Origin of the sequence: Mycobacterium nebraskense, assembly GCF_002102255.1 — a bacterium.
Taxonomy (GTDB): Bacteria; Actinomycetota; Actinomycetes; order Mycobacteriales; family Mycobacteriaceae; genus Mycobacterium; species Mycobacterium nebraskense.
This window is the reverse complement of record NZ_LQPH01000138.1, coordinates 1-21,299: the sequence shown is the minus strand read 5'-3', so window position 1 is coordinate 21,299 and position 21,299 is coordinate 1. Positions and strand designations below refer to the sequence as shown.

Sequence of the window (21,299 nt, the reverse complement as noted above, 5' to 3'; positions counted from 1 at the left end):
GGTCAGCAAACGGTCGTTGACCAGGACCGGGTGTCAGGCGGCCGTGCGCGGCCCAACTTGCGCGAGCGGCAGGTGCAGCACCACCGCGGCCACCGGGACGGCCTCATGTTCGTGATTGGCGAGCAGGGCCGCGTTCTCCGGCAGCTGGCGGGAATTGATCTCGCCGGACGCGATGCGCCGCAGGACGTCGTGGGCCTGGGCCAGCTGTTCGCGCTTGCGGTACTGGCCGCCGGGCAGTTTGACGCCGGCCCACACGCCGTACTCCTCGCGGTGCGCGATGGCATGTTGGGCGCACCGGCGCTGCTGCGCCAGCGGGCAGCGGCGCAGGCACTGGATGCGCGCCTCGACGGCCGACCGCTCGTATGCACGGGCCTTGGCCGCGCCGTCACCACCATCATCGTCGGGGTAGCCGAACCACAGTTCCGGGTTGGCAGCGCACGGGTGTCCCATGTCGGTCTCCTTGTCGAGCTTGAAACGTTGGCAAAAGCGTATACACACGCGACGGTCCAGTGCAAGAGAAACGAGACAAAAACGTATATACATAGCGATACGGCCCGGTCTGTGTAATATCCGGCCTATGGCCGGAGCGTGCGGTGAGCCGTGAATCGGCCGGCGCGGCGATCCGCGCCTTGCGGGAGTCGCGCGACTGGTCGCTAGCCGACCTTGCCGCCGCGACCGGTGTCAGCATCATGGGGCTGAGCTTTCTGGAGCGCGGCGCTCGCAAACCCCACAAAAGCACAGTTCAGAAGGTCGAGAATGGGCTAGGGCTCCCGCCGGGCACCTATTCTCGGCTGTTGGTGGCGGCCGACCCGGATGCGGAACTGACCCGGCTGATGGCCGCGCAACCGCCCGCCGCCGTCCCCGCCAGACGCACCGGGCCGGTGGTCGTCGACCGTCACAGCGACACCGAAGTGCTGGAAGGTTATGCCGAAGCGCAGCTGGAAGCGCTCAAGTCCGTCATCGATCGGTTGCCTGCGACAACATCAAACGAATATGAGACGTATATTCTGTCTGTGATCGCTCAGTGCGTGAAAGCAGAGATGCTGGCCGCCGGTTCCTGGCGGGTCGCCGTGAATGCCGGGGCGGACTCCACGGACCGACTGATGGAGCACCTCCAAGCCCTCGAGGTGACGCGCACGGCCCTGTTGAAACGGATGCCAACCAGCTTGAGCGCGCGCTTCGACCGGGCGTGCGCACAGTCATCATTGCCGGAGACGATCATCGCCGCCCTGGTCGGCGTCGACGTCGAGGAGATCTGGGACATCCGCAACCGGGGGCTCATCCCGCCGGGCGCACTCCCCCGCGTGCGCGCCTTCACCGACGCCGTCGAGTCGGGAGGACAACAAAGCGAGGGGGCGCAGTGAACCAAAGCGAAATCGAGGTGCTGAGCCGTGCTCATGCCATGTTCGCCGGCGGCTCCCGGCCCGCGTCACTGGATGCTGGCACCGGGCACTACCGCAGCCTGCTACGCCGTGCGACCGGGCTGAACGACGGGTTGGCACACGGCGGCTACCGGCTCGCCGTGGATTACAGTCGGCAACGGCTCGCAACGGCCGCCGCCACGGACAGCGCCGCAGCGGGCGTCATTGCCGACGCCCAGCGGGATCGGGCCCAGGCCCGCGATCTGACCCGAAGCGTCCTCGACGAAGCCCGTGCCGATGCCGCCGTCATTCCGGCGACGCCGATGGCCCAGCGCGAAGCGATGCGCCGCCGCGCGGCGCGACTGCGCGCGCAACGCGCCCACGTCCTGGCGGCCCGCTTCCGAGCCCGACGACGCTTCGCGGAACTGCGGGCGTTGCGCTACCAACTCTGGCGCCACCGCGCCGCCGGACTGGGGTCGAACGGTCGCGCCGCAATCGCGGTGCGCGCCGCACTGTCGCGCCTGGGCCGACCCTACGTGTGGGGCGCGACCGGGCCCGACCGGTTCGATTGCTCGGGGCTGGTCCAGTGGAGCTATGCGCAAGCGGGAATTCACTTGGACCGCACCACTTATCAGCAGATCAACGACGGGATCCCGGTGCCCCGTTCCCAAGTGCGGCCCGGTGACCTCGTCTTCCCGCACGCCGGACATGTCCAGCTGGCCATCGGCAACAATCTGGTAGTCGAGTCGCCCTACTCGGGTGCCTCGGTGCGGATCAGCCGGCTGGGTCCCAACGTCGCTATTCGCCGACCGCTATGACGAACAGGGTGAGCCGATGACGGAACAAGGCGGACCTTCGGTAGCTGCCATGCAGGCGCGGCAGTCGGCACTGGCCGGCCAACACGGCGCGGTGGCCGAAGCCGACCGTGTGCTGGCAGAGGTGCTCACCAGCGCTCATGCCGCGATGCGAGAAGGCGCCAGGCGACTGGATGCCATCGCCGAGCAGATCGACCACGCCACCGTGCACCAGGTGAGCCTTGCCGTCGATACACCCATGGGCGCACGCGAATTCCAAAGGTTTCTGCTGGCCAAACAACGCGAGATCACCGCGGTCGTCGAGGACGCCCGCGAACTCAGTCGAGCGAAAAAGGTTGTGTTGGAGGGCCTACGGGACCGCTACGCCGCTGGCAACGGCTAGCAAGGCGGCGGTTGCATGTCATCCACAACGGTCCGGCAGAGTGAATTGTCGGCGGGAAGGGGCCTGGGTACTGTCGCCGGGCATGAAGGGGCCGCAACGCATCCCGCACGGACTTGCGGTGGCTGCAGCGCCGGTCGCCTAGCTGATGTCGGCGCACGAGGAGCTGCTTGCCGCGGTGAAAGATGTCCGAGACCGCACCGGTGACCCGAACGCGTGGCAGGCGGGACTGTCGCCCAGTGAGCTGGCTGCCGTGATCACCCCGACGACACGCCCCCAACAGCTCCAGGCGATCGCGGGCAAGATCCGCCAACAACATGCAGCTCCGCCGGATCGCGAGAAGGGCGAGGCTGCGGAAGCCATCGCGCACGCGGAAGCCGCTCTGGCGCACCAGAATTCGGCCAGCTCCCAGCTGGACATGCAAGTGATCACGGCCATCTTGAACGCCCATCTGAACACCGTCGAAGGCAGCCAAGCGCTGACCAAGTTGCAGCAGGACACCGAAGCTGCGGTGCGCACGCGATCGGACTTGGACACTCCGGCCGGGGCGCGGGATTTCCAGCGATATCTGATCGGCAAGCTCCGAGACATTCGCGCCGTGGTCCTCAACGCGAGCCTCGACGACACGTCGAAGTCGGCGCTGATGGCCGCTTGGACCTCGCTGTACGACGCATCCAAGAGTCAACCGAACCCTTCCGATGCGCATCCGTCGGCCCAGACCGCCGCCGCTGACGCAGCTACCGCACCGTCGACAGAGGACTCCGGGTGGGACCCGCTGCTGGATTCGTTGTTGGCCGACGATCCGGGCGTGGCGACCGATGATACGTCGGGAGTGGGTGTGCCGGAGGGCGTGACCACTCCGGCGGCGCCCATGGCGCCTGTGCCGCCGCCGATGCCCAACTTCGCCCCGGGACTCCCGAGTTTCGGCGCGACGCCGAGTGGGTTGCCATTTCCGGGCCTGCAGGGTGACGACGGAACAGATCCGGCGCTGCAAGGCCGCGACGACGAAGGCCTGCTGGACTCCGCGGACCACACGGACCCAAAGACCGACGCTTCATCAGATGAACCGGGAGACCAAAACGGCGATGCCGGTCAGGATGCGGCTGCGGTTGAGGGCGAATCGCCACCGGCCGGTCCCACCACGGTCACCTTGCCCGACGGTGAGACGGTGACGGCCGCCAGCCCCCAGTTGGCAGCCGCGATCAAAGCCGCGGTCGGCGGAGCGGCGATCCCAGATGCCTTCCAACAGCAAGGAATAACGATTCCGCCACCGGGCACCGCGGTCACCAACCCGATCGATCCGTCGCACGTGACCCCGGCGGACATCGGGATATTCATCGACCGCCACGCCCTTGCCCTCGGACCCGGCAAAGCCCTTCTCGACGGCCAAATTCAAGACATCGCCACCGTGAGCGGGCCAAGCTTTCTAGGCTGGGAGCATCCGCCGGCGGCGGCCGCAGCCGTGACCACGCCGGCGAAGCCCGACACACCGACACCCACGCGGCCGGCGACCTCGTCGACCACCTGACAATAGTGACCTCGCCGGTCTGGCCGGCGGCCGTGGACAGGAGACAGCGGATGGCAGATTCGATCCATGTGGTGCCCGCGCACTTGCGTCAAGCCGCTGCACGTCACCAGGAAACCTCCGATTACTTGCGCACAGTCCCGTCGTCACACGAGGCGATCCAGGAAAGCCTGGATTCGCTGGGCCCGATCTTCGGTGAACTTCGCGACGCCGGACGGGAACTGCTTGAGCTCAGACGCCAGTGCTACGAGCAACAAGCCGCGGACCACGCCGACCTGGCGGACAAACTGGCGGCGTCGGCGACGATGTGGGAACAGCACGAGCAGGATGCGGCGCGCAACCTCGGCGGCATCGCTGACCGCGGTCGATGACGGACGCGAATCCCGCTTTTGACACCGTTCACCCGAGTGGGCACATCCTCGTCCGCTCCTGCCGCGGCGGGTACATGCACAGCGTTGCGCTGAGCGAAGAGGCGATGGAGACCGACGCCGAAACGCTGGCACGAGGCATTTTGCTGACCGCCGACGTGTCGTGCCTCAAGGCATTGCTGGAGATCCGCGACGAAATCGTGGCGGCCGGACACACCCCCTCGGCCGAGGTTCCGACACCGCGAGACCTCGACGCGGCGATCGAGAAGTTGCTCGCGCATAAACTGCGACGCCGCAACAGCGTGATATAGACGGGCTACAGCAGCCAGGTCTTGGCCGCCTCGGGATCCGGAGCGATATCTGTGGGCGGCTCTACGGGATTGGGGCCGAACAACTCTCGAGCGCGGGCGAGCAGGGCGCGCACTTCATCGAGTTGCTGCTGCAGAGCAGATTCAGCCATATCGCCACGCTACCCAGGGCGTCACAGCTGCACAATTCACTGACCGAATAAGCCGTCCGTCAGATGCCGGTACGCTTAGCCGGTGGCGATCTTCGGTCGGATGACGGCGCGCCAGCGCCTCCGGAGAGCTACCCGGGAATCACTGGCGATACCGGCCTTCAGCTCTCCCATCGACTGCACCCCGTGGGTGATCGGTGGGCTTTGGCCTGCCGAGCTGTCGACGACCACCGCCGAAAACGCCACGCTCGCAGAGTATCTGAAGGCCGATCTGCAGCGAATCGCCGACAGCGCGAACGAGCAGCTGAAGCTGATCAAGCGCGCGGGTTTGGCCGATCTGCCGCGTCAGGCGGAAGAGGCCCGGGTCATCGATGAAGCGCGTGCCCGCGCCGTGCGGCGAGTCGAATCGACGATTCGCCGGCTGCACGCGGTGAAGGCCGAGGTGACCGCGGAATATACCCGCCCCGAGGTCGCCGAGCCGTTGTCACCGGACATGGACCAGACCCAAGTCATTCCTGCCGTCACCGAGGCGGGATCTGTCCCCGATGCGCCCACGAGCGTGCGTAGGCCGCGTTGGCGCGTCGTCGAGAATCCGGCTCCGGTCGTGCGGCAGGGTGGCGGGGACGAGCCCGAGGCGCCTCCGCAGGACACCGCTGTCGAGGAGGTAGCCGCGGAGCCCGCCACCGCGCCGAATATGGAGGAGACGCAAGTCATCCCCAGCGTCACGGAGGCGGAACCCGTCGTCGACGCGCCGGCGGAGGGTGCCGAGCGCGGATGGCCCGTCGGCAACGGTCGCCACCACGCTGAGGTGGAGGAGCCGGCAACGTACGAGGACGTACCCGAATGGCGTACGGACGCCGATGCCGAAGACGGCACCGCGACGGCCTCGATGGAGGAGACGCAGGTCATCCCCGCGATCACCGAGACCGAGCCCCTGGTTGACGAGCCGGCCGAGGCGGATTGGGAGCCCGTCGCAAACGGTCGCCACCACGCCGAGCCCGGCGAGCCGGCACCGGACGACGACGGGACCCAGCCGGCAGAGCCCGCCGCTGCGGCGGTTCCGATGGAGGAGACGCAGGTCATCCCCGCGGTCACGGAGGCTGAGCCCGTCGTTGAGGAGCCGGCCGAGGGTCCGGCCGCGCCGGATTGGGAGCCCGCCCCGCCGCGCGGGGAAAGGGCGACGGCCCCAACGGGTTTCGATACCGACCGACTGAACCGGCTCCTCGAGTTTGTGGTCCGTCAAGAGTCGCGGCTCAATTGGGCGGTCGGCGACCTTGCGGACGGCACGACCATCTTGGTCACCGACCTGTCCCACGGCTGGATACCGGCAGGTATCAACCTTCCGGCGGGCGTGCGGTTGTTGGAACCCGAGCGCCGCACCGGGAGGGTCTCCGCGTTGATCGGCGAGGCGGCGCGCGTCGTGACCTACGCTCCGGGCGATTCGCTGCGCCGATCGGCCGACTTCACCGCGACGAAATCGTCGTTGGAACCGCGCGAGCTGCCCGTGATCGAGGATCTGGGCCGGGTACTGAGCGAGACGACGCGCCGGTTCGACGGACTCCCCCGGATCGTGCAGAGGCTGGCCGACGCGGCTGCCGCGGACGGCGTTGTCATCGACCAAGAGGTCGACGTGCTGCGGGTGCACCTCGATACGGCGCGCTACCAGCTCCTGGTCCAATACCCGACGGTGAATCCGGCGCTCCTGCTCAAGTGTCTGTTGATAGCGGCCACCGAAGGCATCGCGAGCGGAGACTCGGTATCGGCGAACTATCACCTCGCTTGGTACCAGAAACTCGCCGGCCAGCCGGCCGGCTCATAGGCCGCCGCGAAGCGCGCCATTGACCCGCGAGGATGAATTGACGCTGGTTGGAGGGGTCGACGATACTGTGATCGTGTCGGATTCGGGCGGTCGCGCGAATCTCAGCGACAAGGACCTCGTCGAATCAGTTCTTCGCGAACTCAGCGAGGCGGCCGACAAGTGGGAAGCCCTCGTGGCCCAGGCCGAGGCCGTCACCTACAGCGTCGATCTCGGCGACATCCATGCCGTGGCGAATTCCGACGGACGGTTGCTCAAGCTGACCCTGCACCCCGGCGTGATGACCGGATATGCCCACGGCGAGCTGGCCGACAGGCTGAACCTGGCGATCTCAGCGTTGCGCGAAGAGGCCGAGGCCGAAAACCGGGCAAGTTACGGCGGCCCACTGCAGTAACCGCGCGCTTATCGGCCGGCGCTTGGGTCGGGTGGGCACCGGCTCTCTTTGCGCGCTCGCGCGCTCATCGACCGGCGCCCGGCGGGCCCGCGAACGCTTGCGCGATCTCCAGCCAGCGCTGCGCGTCGGGCCCATGCGCGGTGATGTCGAGAGCGCTCAACGGGCGCCGCTGAGTGACCAAGAAGCAGAAGTCTTCGGCCGAACCGGTGACCCGCTGCGCCGCGTCGGGCGATCCCCAGCTCCAGGTGTCGCCGTTGGGTCCGCGCAGCTCGACCAGGAAAGGCTCGGCCGGAGCGGGGAGATTGTTGACGAAGAAGGCGTAGTCGCGGGTGCGCACCCCTAGGTGGGCGATCGACCGGAGCCGGTCGGTGGCCACCCGTTTGACGCCCAGTGCGTCGGCAACGTCCAGCCCGTGGGCCCACGTCTCCATCAGCCGGGCGGTAGCCATCGACGCCGCACTCATCGGTGGCCCGAACCAGGGAAGTTTGCGCCCGGCGGGAACCATCAGCAGCTCTTCGTGCAACCGGTCACGGGTGACCCGCCAATCGGCGAGCAGCTCGCCCGGCGCGAGGGCCGCCAATTCTTCGGCGCCCGCGTCGACGAAGCCCGTCGGGTCGGCGGCAGCGGCCTTGAGCTCTTCGGCGAACCCGGCCTCGTCGGTGACCGACGTCAACGCGACCCGGTCGGTCCACAACAGGTGCCCGATCTGGTGCGCGATGGTCCAACCCGGGGCGGGCGTCGGATCGGCCCAGCGTTCGGCCGGCAGCGGCGCAACCAGGGCGTCGAGTTCGTCGCTTTCGGCGCGCAAGTCCGCCACGATCGGTTCGGGACCCGCCATCATTGCCTCCGCTCGTCGGTCGCCCCCGCCGGGTAGCGATTATTCGCCTGTTCGCCGCGCCGGCCGAGGAGGCTGTGCATGGCCAGGCCGACCAGGTAGAGCCCGGAGCCGAACAGCGCGAATGCGGGCGCATGCCCATCGGCGGGAATCAACGCCGCGGCCACCGTGATCGAGACGATGAACGCGACCCAGAACAGCGCGTCCTGCACGGCGAAGACGTGCCCGCGAAGGGCGTCATCGACGTCCATCTGCATCGCCGAGTCAGCGCACAGCTTGACCATTTGTCCGGTCACACCGAGGAAGAAGCCGCACGCCACCATCACCGGCAGCAGTAATCCCGCGCCGGCGACCTCGATGATCGCCGACGTCGCCAACGCACCATTCGCCGTCGCGTAGCGACCCCAGCGACGGACGGCGGGCGGAGTCAGCACGTTGGCCAGGAACGCGCCGAGCCCGGCGGCGCCGAAAAACACCAGGGCGGTGCCCAGTCCCCCGGCCTCGGGGTCGGTCAGGTGGTGGACCAACAACAAGACCAGCAGGGAATTGATGCCGATCACCATCCGGTGGGCGGCCAAGCCGGAGAGGGTGGCGGCGACCGTCGGCCGCTGCGCCACCGTGCGCGCGCCGTGCAACCAGCCGGTGACCACGGCGTAGAAGGCCGGTCCATGGATCGCCCGCTTGGTATCGTCCGGGCCCAGCGCGCGGGAGCCGAATCGCAACGACAGCAGCAAGGCCATCAAGACGGGGATTGCGGTGAGGAAGATGATCGCCGAGGCGCCATTGTCGCCCGCGCCGAGCACGAACCGGGGTACGAGCATGAAGTTGGCGCCGACGAAAGCGGCGATGGCACCGGACGCGTTGGCTAGGGCGTTCATCGTCACGACCTGTTCGCGCGGCACGACGTGCGGCAGCGACGCCGACAGCCCGGATCCGACGAAACGGGCCAAGCCGTTGGCGAACAGCGCGCCCAACAACAGCGGCAGGTCGCCGGCCCTGACGGCCAGGCTCGTGCCGATCGCCGCGATCAGGATGAGTCGGCCGACGTTGGCGCCGACGATCACCAGCCGCCGGTCCCAACGGTCCATCAGCGCACCCGCGAAGGGACCCAGCAGCGAGTACGGCAGGAACAGCACGGTGAACGCCCGCGCGATGGCCATCGGGTCGGCGGCCCGGTCCGGATTGAACAGCAGCGCTCCGGCCAGGCCCGCCTGAAACAGCCCATCACCGAATTGACTCGCCATGCGCACCTGCAGCAGTCGCCAGAAGTCTGGCAAACTGCGCACCGACCGCCATATTTCGACGGGTGCGCTTGAGTGCATCCGGGATTGGATCACGAAACCGACTTCCACGATTGGGGCTAGCAAGCTCGTCACGGTCCGAGCCGACTTACCAACAGTACAAATCTTCACGCCCCGCGCTTGATTCCCCCGGGCGGCAAGCGCCGGATGCGATGATGGTGGGGTGCCGCCGCCCGAGGATCCAGAGGACTATGTCGCGCCGGCCGCGCAGCGGGTGCGCGCGGGTACGTTGCTGCTTGCCAACACCGATCTTTTCGAACCGACGTTCCGGCGCAGCGTCATCTACATCGTCGAGCACAACGACGGCGGCACACTGGGGGTCGTGCTCAACCGCGCCAGTGAGACCGCGGTGTACAACATTTTGCCGCAGTGGACCAAACTGGCAGCCAAGCCGAAGACGATGTTCATCGGCGGACCCGTCAAGCGTGACGCGGCCCTGTGCCTGGCGGCGTTGCGGGTTGGCGCCGACCCGGAGGGCGTGGCCGGGCTGCGGCATGTGGACGGCCGGGTGGTGATGGTCGATCTCGACGCCGATCCCGACACGATCGCGCCCCTGGTGGAGGGGGTGCGAATCTTCGCGGGCTACTCCGGCTGGACCATCGGTCAGCTGGAAGGCGAAATCGAACGTGATGACTGGATCGTCTTGTCCGCGTTGCCATCTGACGTTCTCCAGGGGGCGAGGTCCGACCTGTGGGGTCAGGTGCTGCGCCGCCAGCCGCTGCCGCTGTCGCTGCTGGCCACCCATCCGATCGACCTCAGCCGCAACTAGCGCCACTCCCCCACGCTCGGGGTGTCCCGCGGGACGTCAGTGGCAGGACTGCGTGCAGCCGGCGCAGGTCCCCGCGCAAGCGGGTACCGCCGCTTCTTGCTGCAGCGCGAAGCGCGCGCTCTGCCAAGAACCGGCGGCCAGCGTTCCGAAGGCGCCCGCGACACAGACGATCAGCACCACCAGCGCAGTGTGCGGCGAGGCTGCCAACGCCACCACACCGCCGGCGGCCAGCATGACCGCCGCCGCCAGTTGCGTGGGAGCCATGGACCGCAGCACCACCGCGGTGGGGTCGACATTCTGGGTGTGCACCAGCGACCAGGTCCCGAACCCGGCGGAGGCCACCGCCGCACACATGCACAGCACGCCCGCAATCAGCATGGCCTCACAATACGAGCCCGGACACCGGTCCGCTCGGTCGGCTCCAGCGGAGCCGCCGCACCGCTTAGTGCTGCAGAAACGAGAAATTGGGCAGCGGAGGCAGGCCCGGTACCAGGGCCAACAGGTTCGGGGTGGGCTGGCGGCTGGGCATGGGCGCTGCGGGTAGGCCCACCGGAGCAGTGGCCGAGGTCTGCCGCAGCGGAGCCACCGCGGGGGCCTGCGCGACCGGTGCTGTAGCGGGCGCCTGCCCGACCGGAGCGGTAGCCGGTATCTGCCCGACCGGGGCCGCGACGGGCGCCTGGCCGAGCGGTGCCGGGGCCGGTGTCTGCCCGGGAAGCCCGACCGGGGAGGCTGCGGGCGTCTGCACCGGCGCAGGGACCGGGGCGCCGGGAACGGTCACGCGGAAGCCGTTGACGATGGCGTCAGTGGCCGGTGCGTCGGCGACGGCCACCGCACGATCGGTGGTCACCGCGAGCGACACCAGGTACTTGTCGTGTCCGGAGGTGGCGATGACGTGGCGCCGCGAGGTGTTCAGCGTCATGTCGCCGTCGCGGTACGTGCCCTCGACGATCGACGACGGGAAGCCGCCGAAGTCGGCCATCGAGGCGTTGGTCGGCTGCCAGGCCAGAAGCTGCTGGCTGTCGACGTAGCCGTGGCTGATGGCTTCGCGGGGGTCGAAATCACCGACCAGCTTGTACACCACCACCTGGGCATTCGAGGTGTAGATGCTGCTGCCTTGCCGGTCGGCGATTACCGCGAACGCGTCGGGCACGTTGGGGTCGGGCACCTGAGTCCAGCGAGCCGGCACCGGCAACGTGATGTCGAGCGCCTTGAGTCCCTGAGGCTTTTGCGCTTCGAGCTTGACCCCCTTGGACTGCAGGTATTCACGGATCGTGCCGGAGGCCGCCGGAGTGACCGCGGGGGCCACCGGCACGGCGGGTGCGACCGCAGCCGGCACGGGCGCGCCCGGGGTCGTCGGCGATGCCACGGGATTCGCCGCCGGCGGGGCGGCGAGGAACCTGTTGATGGGTGCCTGCCCGGGCACTGCGGTGACGTTTTGCGGCGCCGGCCCCGGGATGGCGGGAGCGGGTGATGGCGCCGGAAGGATTGGGTCTGCCGATGCCTGGGCGCCCGTGAAAACCGCCATGCCGATCAGGCCGGCGACCATACCCCCGAGGAGCGCACGGTGGGCGGTGACGATCTCGATCATCTGCGTCGGTCCTTCCAATGGCGCACTGCCAGGTAGTTAGAGGCCGACTGTAACTACAGGTCAAAGGCCCTGAACAGGCTTGAAATAGAGCTGGAATGAACCCCTGATCGGTGCGCAACGGAACCGAGATCATCCTGTGGCCGGCGGTCGGGCCGAGGCGTCCCTTATACCCTGTTCAGGTGACCGAATCCCCGACCACCGCCGCCGAGAGCAACTCCGGTGCCGTTCAGACGGAGTCCGACGCGCCGACGTATCGCTACACCGCGGCGCTGGCGGGCCGGATCGAAAGCACCTGGCAGGAAAACTGGGCGAAGCTCGGCACGTTCAACGTGCCGAACCCGGTGGGTTCGTTGGCCCCGACGGACGGCACCCCGGTCCCCGCTGACAAGTTGTTCGTGCAGGACATGTTTCCCTACCCCTCGGGTGAGGGACTGCATGTCGGCCACCCGCTGGGCTACATCGCCACCGACGTGTACGCCCGCTACTTCCGGATGACCGGACATAACGTGCTGCACGCGTTGGGTTTCGACTCCTTCGGGCTGCCCGCCGAGCAATACGCCGTGCAAACCGGCACCCATCCACGCACCCGCACCGAGGCCAACGTCGTCAACTTCCGGCGTCAGCTGGGCCGGCTGGGCCTCGGCCACGACAGCAGGCGCAGCTTCTCGACGACCGACGTCGAGTTCTACAAGTGGACGCAGTGGATCTTCCTGCAGATCTACAACGCCTGGTTCGACACCGCGGCCCGCAAGGCCCGCCCAATAGCCGAGCTGATCGCGGAGTTCGACTCCGGCGCACGGCGCCTCGACGACGGACGGGACTGGGCCGCGCTGTCGGTGGGGGAGCGGGCCGACGTGATCGACAGTCATCGACTGGTCTACCGCGCGGACTCGATGGTGAATTGGTGTCCGGGGCTGGGCACCGTGCTGGCCAACGAAGAGGTCACCGCCGACGGCCGCAGCGACCGCGGCAACTTCCCAGTGTTCCGGAAACGGTTGCGGCAGTGGATGATGCGGATCACCGCCTACGCCGACCGGCTTCTCGACGACCTGGAGGTGCTGGACTGGCCGGAACCGGTCAAGACCATGCAGCGCAACTGGATCGGCCGCTCCACCGGCACCCGGGCGCTGTTCGCGGCGAGCAGCACCGGTGGCGAGACGGTCGACATCGAGGTGTTCACCACCAGGCCGGACACCATGTTCGGCGCCACCTACCTGGTGCTGGCCCCCGAGCACGACCTGGTCGACGGGCTGGTCGCCGCCAGCTGGCCGGACGGGACCGACGCGCGGTGGACGTACGGCGCCGCGACGCCGGGGGAAGCCGTTGCCGCCTACCGGCAGGCGATCGCGGCGAAGTCGGACCTCGAGCGTCAGGAGAGCAGGGAGAAGACCGGCGTCTTCCTGGGCAGCTACGCGACCAACCCCGCCGACGGTAAGCCGGTGCCGATCTTCATCGCCGACTACGTGTTGGCCGGGTACGGCACCGGCGCGATCATGGCGGTTCCGGGCCACGACCAGCGCGACTGGGATTTCGCCCATGAGCTCGGCCTGCCGATCGTGGAAGTCATTGCCGGGGGCGACATCTCGGAGTCCGCATACCCGGGCGACGGTGTGCTGGTCAACTCCGGCTACCTAGACGGAATGGACGTGCCGGCGGCGAAGGAAGCGATCACCGCCCGCCTGGAGGCGGACGGCCGCGGCTGGGCGCGGATCGAATTCAAGCTGCGGGACTGGCTTTTCGCCCGGCAGCGCTACTGGGGTGAGCCCTTTCCGATCGTCTACGACAGCGACGGACGCGCACACGCGCTCGACGAGGCCGCGCTGCCGGTCGAGCTACCCGATGTGCCCGACTATTCGCCGGTGTTGTTCGATCCCGACGATGCCGACAGCGAGCCGTCGCCACCACTGGCCAAGGCGACCGAGTGGGTGCACGTCGACCTCGATCTCGGCGACGGCCTGCAGCCCTACACCCGCGACACCAACGTGATGCCGCAGTGGGCCGGCAGCTCCTGGTATGAACTGCGCTACACCGATCCGCATAACGCGGAAAGGTTGTGCGCCAAGGAGAATGAGGCTTATTGGATGGGGCCGCGGCCCGCCGAGCACGGCCCCCAGGATCCCGGCGGCGTCGACTTGTATGTGGGAGGCGCCGAACATGCGGTGCTCCACCTGCTGTATGCGCGGTTCTGGCACAAGGTCTTATACGACCTCGGCCACGTCAGCTCCCGGGAGCCTTACCGCCGCCTGGTCAACCAGGGCTACATCCAGGCCTTCGCCTATACCGACTCGCGCGGCTCTTATGTCCCGGCCGACGAGGTGGTCGAGCGCGGCGGCCGCTTCTTCTACGCCGGCCCCGGCGGCGAGATCGAGGTCTTCCAGGAATTCGGCAAAATCGGTAAGAGCCTGAAGAATTCGATATCACCCGACGAGATCTGCGACGAATACGGCGCCGACACGCTGCGGGTGTACGAGATGTCGATGGGTCCGCTGGAGGCCTCGCGCCCGTGGGCCACCAAGGACGTCGTCGGGGCGCACCGCTTTCTGCAACGGGTGTGGCGGCTGGTGATCGACGAGCAGACCGGCCAGACACGGGTGCTCGACGTGGCCGGACAACAAGAGCTCGACACCGACACCCTGCGCGCGCTGCACCGCACCATCGCGGGAGTCGCGGAAGACTATGCCGCACTGCGCAATAACACCGCGGCGGCCAAGCTGATCGAGTACACCAACCACCTCACCAAAGAGCACCGCGACGCGGTGCCCCGGGCGGCGGTCGAGCCGCTGGTGCTGATGTTGGCGCCGCTGGCCCCGCATATGGCCGAGGAGCTATGGCTGCGGCTGGGCCACACCACTTCGCTGGCGCATGGTCCGTTCCCGCAGGCCGATCCGGCCTACCTGGTCGACGACAGCGTCGAATACCCGGTACAGGTTAACGGCAAGGTGCGCGGGCGGGTGGTGGTCGCCGCCGACGCCGACCAGGACACCCTGAAGGCCGCCGCATTGTCGGACGAAAAGGTCCAGGCGTTCTTGGCGGGTGCCAACCCGCGCAAGGTGATCGTGGTTCCCGGCCGGCTGGTCAACCTGGTCGTGTAGCAGTCGCCGAGTCACCGGCCCGTGGGCCGCAGCACCACCTCGTGGATGTGACCGTCTGGCGGCGTCGCCACCACGTTGGCGACCGTGGCCGCGACGGTCTCGGGCTTGAGAAACTTGGCGGGGTCGTACGTGCCGCCCTCGAACGCGACAAGCTCACGCTGCATCTCGCTGTCGGTGCGGCCCGGGTAGATCGTCGTCACCCGCAGCTCCGGTTCGTCGGCGCGCAGCGAGTCGGCGAAGGCGCGCAACGCGAACTTGCTCGCCGAGTAGGAGGCCATGCCGGGCGAGACGTTGCGCCCCGCGCCGGAATTGATGAAGACCACCAGGCCACGGGCGCGCCGCAGCGCCGGTAGCAGCGCCAGCGTAAGTTCCACCGGCCCAAGTACATTGACGGCGAAGGTGGCGCGCCACTCGTCGAGGTCGGACTCCGCGACATGACCGGGGATGGACACCCCGGCGTTGTGCACCAGCACATCGAGCTCGTCCACGATCTCGCAGGCGGCCTCGATGTCACCGGAATCGGTCAGGTCCAGCGGAAACGTTGTCGAACCGAGCCGCTCCGCGACGGCGTCGAGCCGGTCAGAGGGCCGACCGGCCAGCAGCAGCGTGTGGGTGGGGGACAGCGCCGTGGCGATCGCGGAACCGATACCGCCACCGGCGCCGGTGATGAGTGCAGTGGGCATGTACTGGAGTCTACGGATGCTGCCAAAGTCGTTTAATGGCAGGTATTTTCACGCTTCTTTACGCGCCGGTGGCTCACCCGCTGGGCCGGATGCCGGTTCCCCGCAGGCGAGCCGCTCCAGCGGCGCCAGCGCTTGCATCAGGGTGCCGAGGTCGGACGCGGGGAGCTGACTGAGCATCGCAGCCAGGGAGGCGCGCCGGTTGGCCAGGGACTCGCCGTGAACGGCACGCCCACGTGGGGTGATGTCGACCAGCACCGCCCGCAGGTCGGATGGGTCGCGCGACCGTTTCACCAGCCCCAGCTTCTCCAGCCGGCGGATCGCCACGGTGGTGGTGGGAGTTCGCACCCGTTCGTGGGCCGCCAGGTCGGTCATGCGAATCGGCCCCTGATCCAGCAAGGTGACGAGGATCGACAGCTGCGCCAACGTCAGTTCGCCCGCGGCCACGCCGCTCGGGTCGCCGCGACGCAGAATCGAAAACAATTTGGACAGCGCACGGTGCAAACCTTCCGCAAGCTCGGTCACGTCGGCCGCGGTGGATTCGCTATCCGCCATAAACGGGGAGTCTAACGCTATATCAGGCGCGTACAAGGTAGCTATGCCTACTAATTATCAGCAAAGGTGCCGTTAAAGTACTTGGGACAAGAAACGCTGTAGACGTTCCGTCTGCGCGGCCTCGAAAATCTGCTCCGGGGGCCCGGATTCCACGACCTTGCCGCGATCCATGAAGACAACGGTGTCGGATGCCGAGCGGGCAAAGCCCATTTCGTGGGTGACCACGATCATCGTCATGCCGTCGGCGCCGAGATCGGCGATGAGTTGCAGAATCCCTTTGACCATTTCGGGATCCAGCGCCGAGGTCGCCTCGTCGAAGAACATCACTTGCGGGGCCATGGCCAGCGCGCGGGCGATAGCGACCCGCTGTTGCTGGCCGCCAGACAGCATGCCGGGCCGGGCATCGGCCTTATGCTTCAGGCCAACTCGGTCCAATTGGGCCAGCGCCAGGTCGCGGGCCTCATCGGCGGACAGGCGCCGCAACTTGCACGGTGCCATCGCAACGTTTTTCAGCACGCTCAGATGCGGGAAAAGGTTGAAATGCTGGAACACCATGCCGATGCGCTGCCGCAGCTCGTTGGGATCGTCGCGTAACACCGATCGGCCGTCCAGCAGGATGTCGCCGCTATCGGGTTCGTGCAACCGGTTCAAGGTGCGCAGCAGCGTCGATTTGCCCGAACCGGACGGCCCGATAATTGCGACAGTGGTGCCCGCGGGGGCCTCGAAGTCGACACCGCGCAGTACCTTGTTGCCGCCCAGGATTTTGTGAATGTCCTTGGCGGCCAGCGAGACTGACGGACGCCCCGGGACGGCAGCGCTCACGTGATTTCCTGGCCGAACGTCGTCGCGAGCAGGCCGGAATTGTCGTCCGGGTCGGCGGCGCTCCGGCCGCGGCGCAGGCGCGCGTCGAAGTAATTCACCAAATGCGTCAACGGAATGGTCAATATTAGGTAGAAGAGGCCGGCGGCCACCAACGGCGACAGGCTACCGGTCTGCGCATTCAAATCTCGGCCCACCTGAAAAAGCTCTCGCTGATCGGCGATCAGGCCGAGGAAGTACACCAAAGCGGACGCCTTCAACAACCCGATGAACTGATTGACCAGTGCCGGCAACACCCGCCGTATTCCCTGCGGCACCACGACCAGCCGCATCGCGGTCGTATAGCTGAATCCCAGCGCACGGGAGGCCTCCAACTGGCCGGGGTCGACGCTTTGTATTCCGGAGCGCAGGATTTCGCCGATGTAGGCGGCGGCCATCAAGCCCAACGCGGCGATTCCCAAGGGGTAGGGATTCTTGTTCGTCAGCCCGCCGACCAACGGCCCGATGCCCATTCCGATGAGCAGGATGATCACCACTTCGGGAAGGCCACGGAAGATATCGGTGTATATACGCGCCGGCCAGCGCAGCCAGCGCCGCTGCGAAATGCCCGCTATGGCGAGCACCATCCCGAGCGCCAGACCGATCACGATGGCGCTATTGGTCAGGATCAAGGTGTTGGGCAGTCCCGTCGTGATCAGAACAGGGATGGCTTGTCGGTACATCTGCCAGTCGAAGAACGAATCGCGCAACTGGGCGAGCGTCGATTTGGGCGCCGCGGGACCGGTCGCCGCGCGGTGCTGGCTCGCGGCGATCGCGGCGAAATCCGGCAGGTTCGGGGCCGGCGCGGCTTTCGACCCGGGTTTCCAGCCGGGCGGCAGGGGGCGCGGCACCCATTGGCAGTACAGCTTGGCCCACGTGCCGTCGGCGATCACCGCGTCCAGCCCGGAGTTCAGCGCATCGATCAGCGGTTTGTTCTCGGTGGCGACCGCATAAGCCACGAAATTGCCTGCGCTGAAGGTGTTCGCGACGGTCACCGCCGGGTCGCCTGGCCGAATGACGGTCGAGGCGAGGGTTCCCGGCGCCACCCACGCATCGATCTGGCGGGTCTTGAGGCTGGCGTACAGGGTGGCGAAGCCGGGGTACTTCACCGGTTGCAGATGCAGGGTGTCGACGACGTAGGACTCCTCGACGGTGCCCTGGACGACGCCGATGCGCTGGCCGGCGGCCAAGTCGCTGAACTTGCGGATCGGTGAGCCGGGGGGCACCACGAGGGAGTAGAAGCCGAAGTCGTAGCCGTTGGTGAACGCGACGGTGCGGCGGCGCTGGTCGGTCGCCTTCACCGACGCCGAGCCGACGTCGAAGCGCCGGGACGCCACTTGGGCAAGCAGCGCGGAGAAGTCGGTGCTGACGAAGCGAAGCTGCAGATGGAGCTTGTCGGCGATGGCGCGCAGCAGCAAGTTGTCGAACCCGCTGAATTCACCGGTGGGATTGATGCAGATGTTGGGCGGGGCGTCCGACAGCGTGCCCACCGTCAGCACGCCCGGCGTGCCGAGGCCCAGCGCGCCGACGTCCACCGAGCTGAGGGGTTCAACGGAGTTTGTCGTATCCCGGTCTTCCTGGGGCGTGGGCTGGCTCTCGGTCAGGTCTTTGGGCAGGGCCCTTGCGCTCTCCAAGCCGGCCGGCGCGCATTGATTCCAGTCGGCAGCCGCTGGCGCGGCCAGCCCACCTAATGCCATGCCGCACACCAACACCGTGGTCGCGGCCAGTCCGAACAGCCTTCCGCGGCGCTGGGTGCGTCGGCCCACGCGCGCATTCATCCCTGCCACCGTATCGACCGGCCAGCGGCTTCGCCGGGTGAGTGTCCGCGCTAGAGCGCCAGCGACGGCTCGACGCCCACGGCTTCGGTGTCGGCGAGTACCTCGAGCGGCCCGGACACGACTGGCTGCACGTCGTCGGGTGCGATGAACACCCTCCGCCTGGAGAGTTCGGCCAGCATGGTCTGGGCCATCAGATAGGAGCGACCCGCGCACGCGGCCCGGGCGGCCTCGGGATCGCGCCGATTGATCGCGGATGTCTCCTCTTCGTAGAACGGCAGCATCTCTTCGCGGCCGCCCTGGTAAATCAGCCAAAACACCCGGGGGACCAGGTTTTGCGAGGCGCGGATCGTGGCGTGCAGCCGCGGTCCGGCGTACTCGTCGTTGATGGTGCGCCGGTACTCCGCGGCGAAGTCGCAGAAGGCCCGCGAATCCTTGGCGGTGCGCAGCGAGCGCATGAGGGAGTCGAGTTGCCCCAAGATCCGCGGGGTGGGACTGGTGGCCGCACGCGCGGACGCGATGCCGTTGAGCAGGCCTTCGAGCTCATGATGCTCGAGGACGGTGGCTTCGTCGAACCGCTCGACAAACGCCCCGCGGTGATAGCGGGTGGAGACAATGCCGTCGTGTTCGAGTTGAACCAGCGCCTCTTGAATGGGAACCCGGCTTACTCCCAGCCCCTGCGCGATCTCATTGCGATCGACGCGGTCGCCGGTGCGCAACTTCCCCGTCAGCAAGAGGTGAAGGATGTGCGAAACGACCAGGTCCTTTTCCTTGACCCCGTATTTCTTCGGCATTTTCGTCGTTGAGTCTCTTTCAAACCCGTTCGGCCATCTAGCTCGAGAAGTTTCTCACGAGTGGGCTCGTACTTTCCGGTGTTTGACCGATAAATGGCCGGCGACGGCCTTAACGACTATCGCGCCACCGGCACAGCGCTTCCGCGGCGCCCAGGTCGTAATCCGGACCGTCACACGCCACGGTCAGCAGCGTGACACCCAGTCCGACGAGTGTTTCGGCATTGTCGACCAGCCTGCCGCGGTCCTGCACGGCGGCCGAGCGTTCGATGCTCGCCGGGTCACGGCCGACGTCGGCGCAGTGCCGGGCCAGGACATCTGACTTCCCCGGGAATTCGTCGGCGGAGGTGAAGCTGTGCCACATGTCGGCGTATTCCGCGACCAGTCGCAGCGTCTTGCGTTCACCGCCTCCGCCGATCAGGACCGGGATGTCGCGGGTGGGCGGCGGATTCAGTTTGGCCAGCCGCGCCTTGATCCGCGGCAGCGCGCCCGCGAGGTCATCGAGGCGGCTGCCCGTAGTGCCGAATTCGTAGCCGTACTCGTCGTAGTCCTTCTGCTTCCATCCCGAGCCGATCCCCAGCACGAGCCGGCCGTCACAGATGTGGTCGACCGTCCGGGCCATGTCGGCCAGCAGCTCCGGATTCCGGTAGGAGTTGCACGTGACCAGCGCGCCGATCTGGATGCGCGATGTCTGCTCGGCCCAGGCCCCGAGCATCGTCCAGCATTCGAAATGCGCGCCGTCGGGATCACCGTAGAGAGGAAAGAAGTGGTCCCAGTTGAAGGCGATGTCGACACCGATGTCCTCGCAGCGGCGCACGGCGTCACGGATTTGGCCGTACTCCGGCGCGTGCTGCGGCTGCAATTGGACACCGATGCGGATGGAGAGATCGTCGCGAGTCATGAGACCACCGTAGGCTCACCGCGCGTCGAGCACCCCGCGCAGCAGGTCGATCAAAGCCATCGGCTGGTCGCTTTGCACGGAATGCCCCGCATTTTCGACGATGTGCGCGGTACGGAAATGGCTTGTGCGACGGCTCAGTTCGGCCGCGTCGTCGTCGCTGACAAATCCCGACTTGCCGCCGCGGATGAGCGTGATGGGCGCGGACAGCCTGTCCACGTCGTCCCAGAGGACGTCGAAATCCGGGAACTTGCGGATGGCGTCGTAGCGCCATGTCCAGTTGCCGTTGTCCAGCCGGCGCGAGTTGTGAAACACGCCGCGGCGCAGCGCCTTCACCTCGCGGTGCGGCGCGGCGGCGATCGTCAGGTCCAGCATGGCCTGGAAGCTGGGGAATTCGCGTTCCCCGTGCATCAACGCCACCGTGCCCTGCTGCTCCTTGGTCATCTCCGAGTGGCGTTGCAGCGCGGACGGGGTGACGTCGATCAGGACGAGTTCGTTCACGAGTTCGGGCGCCACGGCCCCCAGCCGTATCGCGGTCAGCCCGCCCAGCGACATGCCGACGACCAGATCGGTGCTGGGCGCGTGCTCGCGCAGCGCCGGCAACAGAGCGTCGGCGTTGATCTGCGGCGAGTAGTCGCCGTCTTCGCGCCACGCCGAATGGCCGTGCCCGGGAAGGTCCACGGCCAGTGCGGGCTCGCCGAGGCCGACGACGACGGTGTCCCAGGTGTGCGCGTTCTGCCCACCGCCGTGCAGGAAGACGATCCGCGGGGGAGTGCCACCCCAGCGCAGCGCGCTGATTTTGCCCTCACCGGTACCCGCCTCGACGCGCTGCACATCGGGGAGCGGACCGGTGACGCCGGCTTGCTCGGCGTTCTCGGACAACAGCGAGAATTCAGACAAACCGTGCAGTTCGTCTTCGGGGATTTCGGCCACGATCTACAGACACTAGCGCCGCCACCATCGGACTAGGGCGTGTCTGCTTAATGTGAGTGGTGTTGTGCCTGATGCTGATTAGATGATTCGTACAGGTGTGATTTCCGAT

The 21,299-nt window shown here is 67.3% G+C and carries 23 protein-coding genes and 1 pseudogene; 11 read left to right on the top strand and 13 right to left on the bottom strand.

What is annotated here, in order from left to right:
- Positions 1-33: 33 nt before the first annotated feature.
- Positions 34-450 carry a WhiB family transcriptional regulator gene (locus AWC17_RS18525; protein WP_046183053.1) on the bottom strand — a complete coding sequence of 139 codons (417 nt, stop codon included), beginning with the start codon at positions 448-450 and terminating at the stop codon, positions 34-36.
- A gap of 143 nt (positions 451-593) precedes the next feature.
- Here AWC17_RS18525 and AWC17_RS18520 point away from each other — a divergent pair, with 143 nt between their 5' ends.
- The 6 genes from AWC17_RS18520 (at position 594) to AWC17_RS18495 (ending at position 4,759) form a co-directional block, all read left to right on the top strand.
- Positions 594-1,364, top strand: a complete 771-nt coding sequence (locus tag AWC17_RS18520; protein ID WP_046183043.1) for a helix-turn-helix domain-containing protein — start codon at positions 594-596, stop codon at positions 1,362-1,364.
- Complete coding sequence (locus tag AWC17_RS18515; RefSeq protein ID WP_046183044.1) at positions 1,361-2,179, top strand: C40 family peptidase; 819 nt, start codon at positions 1,361-1,363, stop codon at positions 2,177-2,179. Before AWC17_RS18520 ends, AWC17_RS18515 begins: the two co-directional genes overlap by 4 nt.
- 16 nt (positions 2,180-2,195) lie before the next feature.
- Positions 2,196-2,558: a DUF4226 domain-containing protein gene (locus AWC17_RS18510; protein WP_046183045.1), complete on the top strand. Its 363-nt coding sequence runs from the start codon at positions 2,196-2,198 to the stop codon at positions 2,556-2,558.
- A gap of 145 nt (positions 2,559-2,703) precedes the next feature.
- Positions 2,704-4,083: a DUF4226 domain-containing protein gene (locus AWC17_RS18505; RefSeq protein ID WP_046183046.1), complete on the top strand. Its 1,380-nt coding sequence runs from the start codon at positions 2,704-2,706 to the stop codon at positions 4,081-4,083.
- A gap of 50 nt (positions 4,084-4,133) precedes the next feature.
- Positions 4,134-4,451, top strand: coding sequence for an ESX-1 secretion-associated protein (locus AWC17_RS18500; protein WP_046183054.1), 318 nt, complete (start codon positions 4,134-4,136; stop codon positions 4,449-4,451).
- Positions 4,448-4,759: a DUF2694 family protein gene (locus AWC17_RS18495; protein ID WP_046183047.1), complete on the top strand. Its 312-nt coding sequence runs from the start codon at positions 4,448-4,450 to the stop codon at positions 4,757-4,759. Before AWC17_RS18500 ends, AWC17_RS18495 begins: the two co-directional genes overlap by 4 nt.
- Before the next feature lie 5 nt (positions 4,760-4,764).
- On the opposite strand, the gene AWC17_RS32775 is transcribed toward AWC17_RS18495, so the two are convergent.
- The gene (locus tag AWC17_RS32775; RefSeq protein WP_167374087.1) at positions 4,765-4,908 is read right to left on the bottom strand and encodes a hypothetical protein; all 144 of its coding nucleotides are present in this window, start codon (positions 4,906-4,908) and stop codon (positions 4,765-4,767) included.
- 82 nt (positions 4,909-4,990) lie between these two features.
- Between AWC17_RS32775 and AWC17_RS34020 the strand changes: the two are divergent.
- From AWC17_RS34020 to AWC17_RS18485, 3 genes and pseudogenes are all read left to right on the top strand, one after another.
- Positions 4,991-5,324: pseudogene (locus AWC17_RS34020) on the top strand (hypothetical protein); the annotation flags it as partial.
- 74 nt (positions 5,325-5,398) lie between these two features.
- Positions 5,399-6,724 carry a DUF5631 domain-containing protein gene (locus tag AWC17_RS18490; protein ID WP_308292886.1) on the top strand — a complete coding sequence of 442 codons (1,326 nt, stop codon included), beginning with the start codon at positions 5,399-5,401 and terminating at the stop codon, positions 6,722-6,724.
- A gap of 70 nt (positions 6,725-6,794) precedes the next feature.
- On the top strand, positions 6,795-7,115 hold the full coding sequence (locus AWC17_RS18485; protein WP_372517369.1) for a DUF2710 family protein: 321 nt from the start codon (positions 6,795-6,797) through the stop codon (positions 7,113-7,115).
- Between the two features lie 64 nt (positions 7,116-7,179).
- On the opposite strand, the gene AWC17_RS18480 is transcribed toward AWC17_RS18485, so the two are convergent.
- Both AWC17_RS18480 and AWC17_RS18475 read right to left on the bottom strand, forming a co-directional pair.
- A complete protein-coding gene (locus AWC17_RS18480) occupies positions 7,180-7,953 on the bottom strand; it encodes a TIGR03084 family metal-binding protein (protein WP_085164951.1) in 774 nt (257 codons plus the stop codon).
- Positions 7,953-9,272: an MFS transporter gene (locus AWC17_RS18475; protein WP_046186903.1), complete on the bottom strand. Its 1,320-nt coding sequence runs from the start codon at positions 9,270-9,272 to the stop codon at positions 7,953-7,955. The genes AWC17_RS18480 and AWC17_RS18475 overlap by 1 nt, the downstream gene beginning before the upstream one ends.
- Positions 9,273-9,414: 142 nt before the next feature.
- Between AWC17_RS18475 and AWC17_RS18470 the strand changes: the two genes are divergently transcribed.
- Positions 9,415-10,020: a YqgE/AlgH family protein gene (locus AWC17_RS18470; protein ID WP_046186900.1), complete on the top strand. Its 606-nt coding sequence runs from the start codon at positions 9,415-9,417 to the stop codon at positions 10,018-10,020.
- A gap of 36 nt (positions 10,021-10,056) precedes the next feature.
- On the opposite strand, the gene AWC17_RS18465 is transcribed toward AWC17_RS18470, so the two are convergent.
- Positions 10,057-10,398: a hypothetical protein gene (locus AWC17_RS18465; protein WP_046186901.1), complete on the bottom strand. Its 342-nt coding sequence runs from the start codon at positions 10,396-10,398 to the stop codon at positions 10,057-10,059.
- 64 nt (positions 10,399-10,462) lie between these two features.
- Complete coding sequence (locus AWC17_RS18460; RefSeq protein ID WP_085164933.1) at positions 10,463-11,608, bottom strand: LpqN/LpqT family lipoprotein; 1,146 nt, start codon at positions 11,606-11,608, stop codon at positions 10,463-10,465.
- 179 nt (positions 11,609-11,787) lie between these two features.
- Between AWC17_RS18460 and leuS the strand changes: the two genes are divergently transcribed.
- Entirely contained in the window at positions 11,788-14,700 is a 2,913-nt protein-coding gene (gene leuS / locus AWC17_RS18455) for a leucine--tRNA ligase (protein WP_046184534.1), read from the top strand.
- A gap of 11 nt (positions 14,701-14,711) precedes the next feature.
- Here leuS and AWC17_RS18450 read toward each other — a convergent pair whose 3' ends face one another.
- The 7 genes from AWC17_RS18450 to AWC17_RS18420 form a co-directional block, all read right to left on the bottom strand.
- On the bottom strand, positions 14,712-15,383 hold the full coding sequence (locus AWC17_RS18450; RefSeq protein ID WP_046184535.1) for an SDR family oxidoreductase: 672 nt from the start codon (positions 15,381-15,383) through the stop codon (positions 14,712-14,714).
- A 48-nt stretch (positions 15,384-15,431) separates the two neighbouring features.
- Positions 15,432-15,935, bottom strand: coding sequence for a MarR family winged helix-turn-helix transcriptional regulator (locus AWC17_RS18445; RefSeq protein ID WP_046184536.1), 504 nt, complete (start codon positions 15,933-15,935; stop codon positions 15,432-15,434).
- A gap of 72 nt (positions 15,936-16,007) precedes the next feature.
- Positions 16,008-16,757 carry an amino acid ABC transporter ATP-binding protein gene (locus AWC17_RS18440; RefSeq protein WP_046184537.1) on the bottom strand — a complete coding sequence of 250 codons (750 nt, stop codon included), beginning with the start codon at positions 16,755-16,757 and terminating at the stop codon, positions 16,008-16,010.
- Positions 16,754-18,571, bottom strand: coding sequence for an ABC transporter substrate-binding protein/permease (locus AWC17_RS18435; RefSeq protein ID WP_046184538.1), 1,818 nt, complete (start codon positions 18,569-18,571; stop codon positions 16,754-16,756). Before AWC17_RS18435 ends, AWC17_RS18440 begins: the two co-directional genes overlap by 4 nt.
- 50 nt (positions 18,572-18,621) lie before the next feature.
- The gene (locus AWC17_RS18430; protein WP_046184539.1) at positions 18,622-19,362 is read right to left on the bottom strand and encodes a GntR family transcriptional regulator; all 741 of its coding nucleotides are present in this window, start codon (positions 19,360-19,362) and stop codon (positions 18,622-18,624) included.
- 109 nt (positions 19,363-19,471) lie between these two features.
- On the bottom strand, positions 19,472-20,260 hold the full coding sequence (locus tag AWC17_RS18425; protein ID WP_046184540.1) for an LLM class F420-dependent oxidoreductase: 789 nt from the start codon (positions 20,258-20,260) through the stop codon (positions 19,472-19,474).
- A 15-nt stretch (positions 20,261-20,275) separates the two neighbouring features.
- Positions 20,276-21,181: an alpha/beta fold hydrolase gene (locus AWC17_RS18420; protein WP_425270854.1), complete on the bottom strand. Its 906-nt coding sequence runs from the start codon at positions 21,179-21,181 to the stop codon at positions 20,276-20,278.
- Between the last annotated feature and the right edge of the window lie 118 nt (positions 21,182-21,299).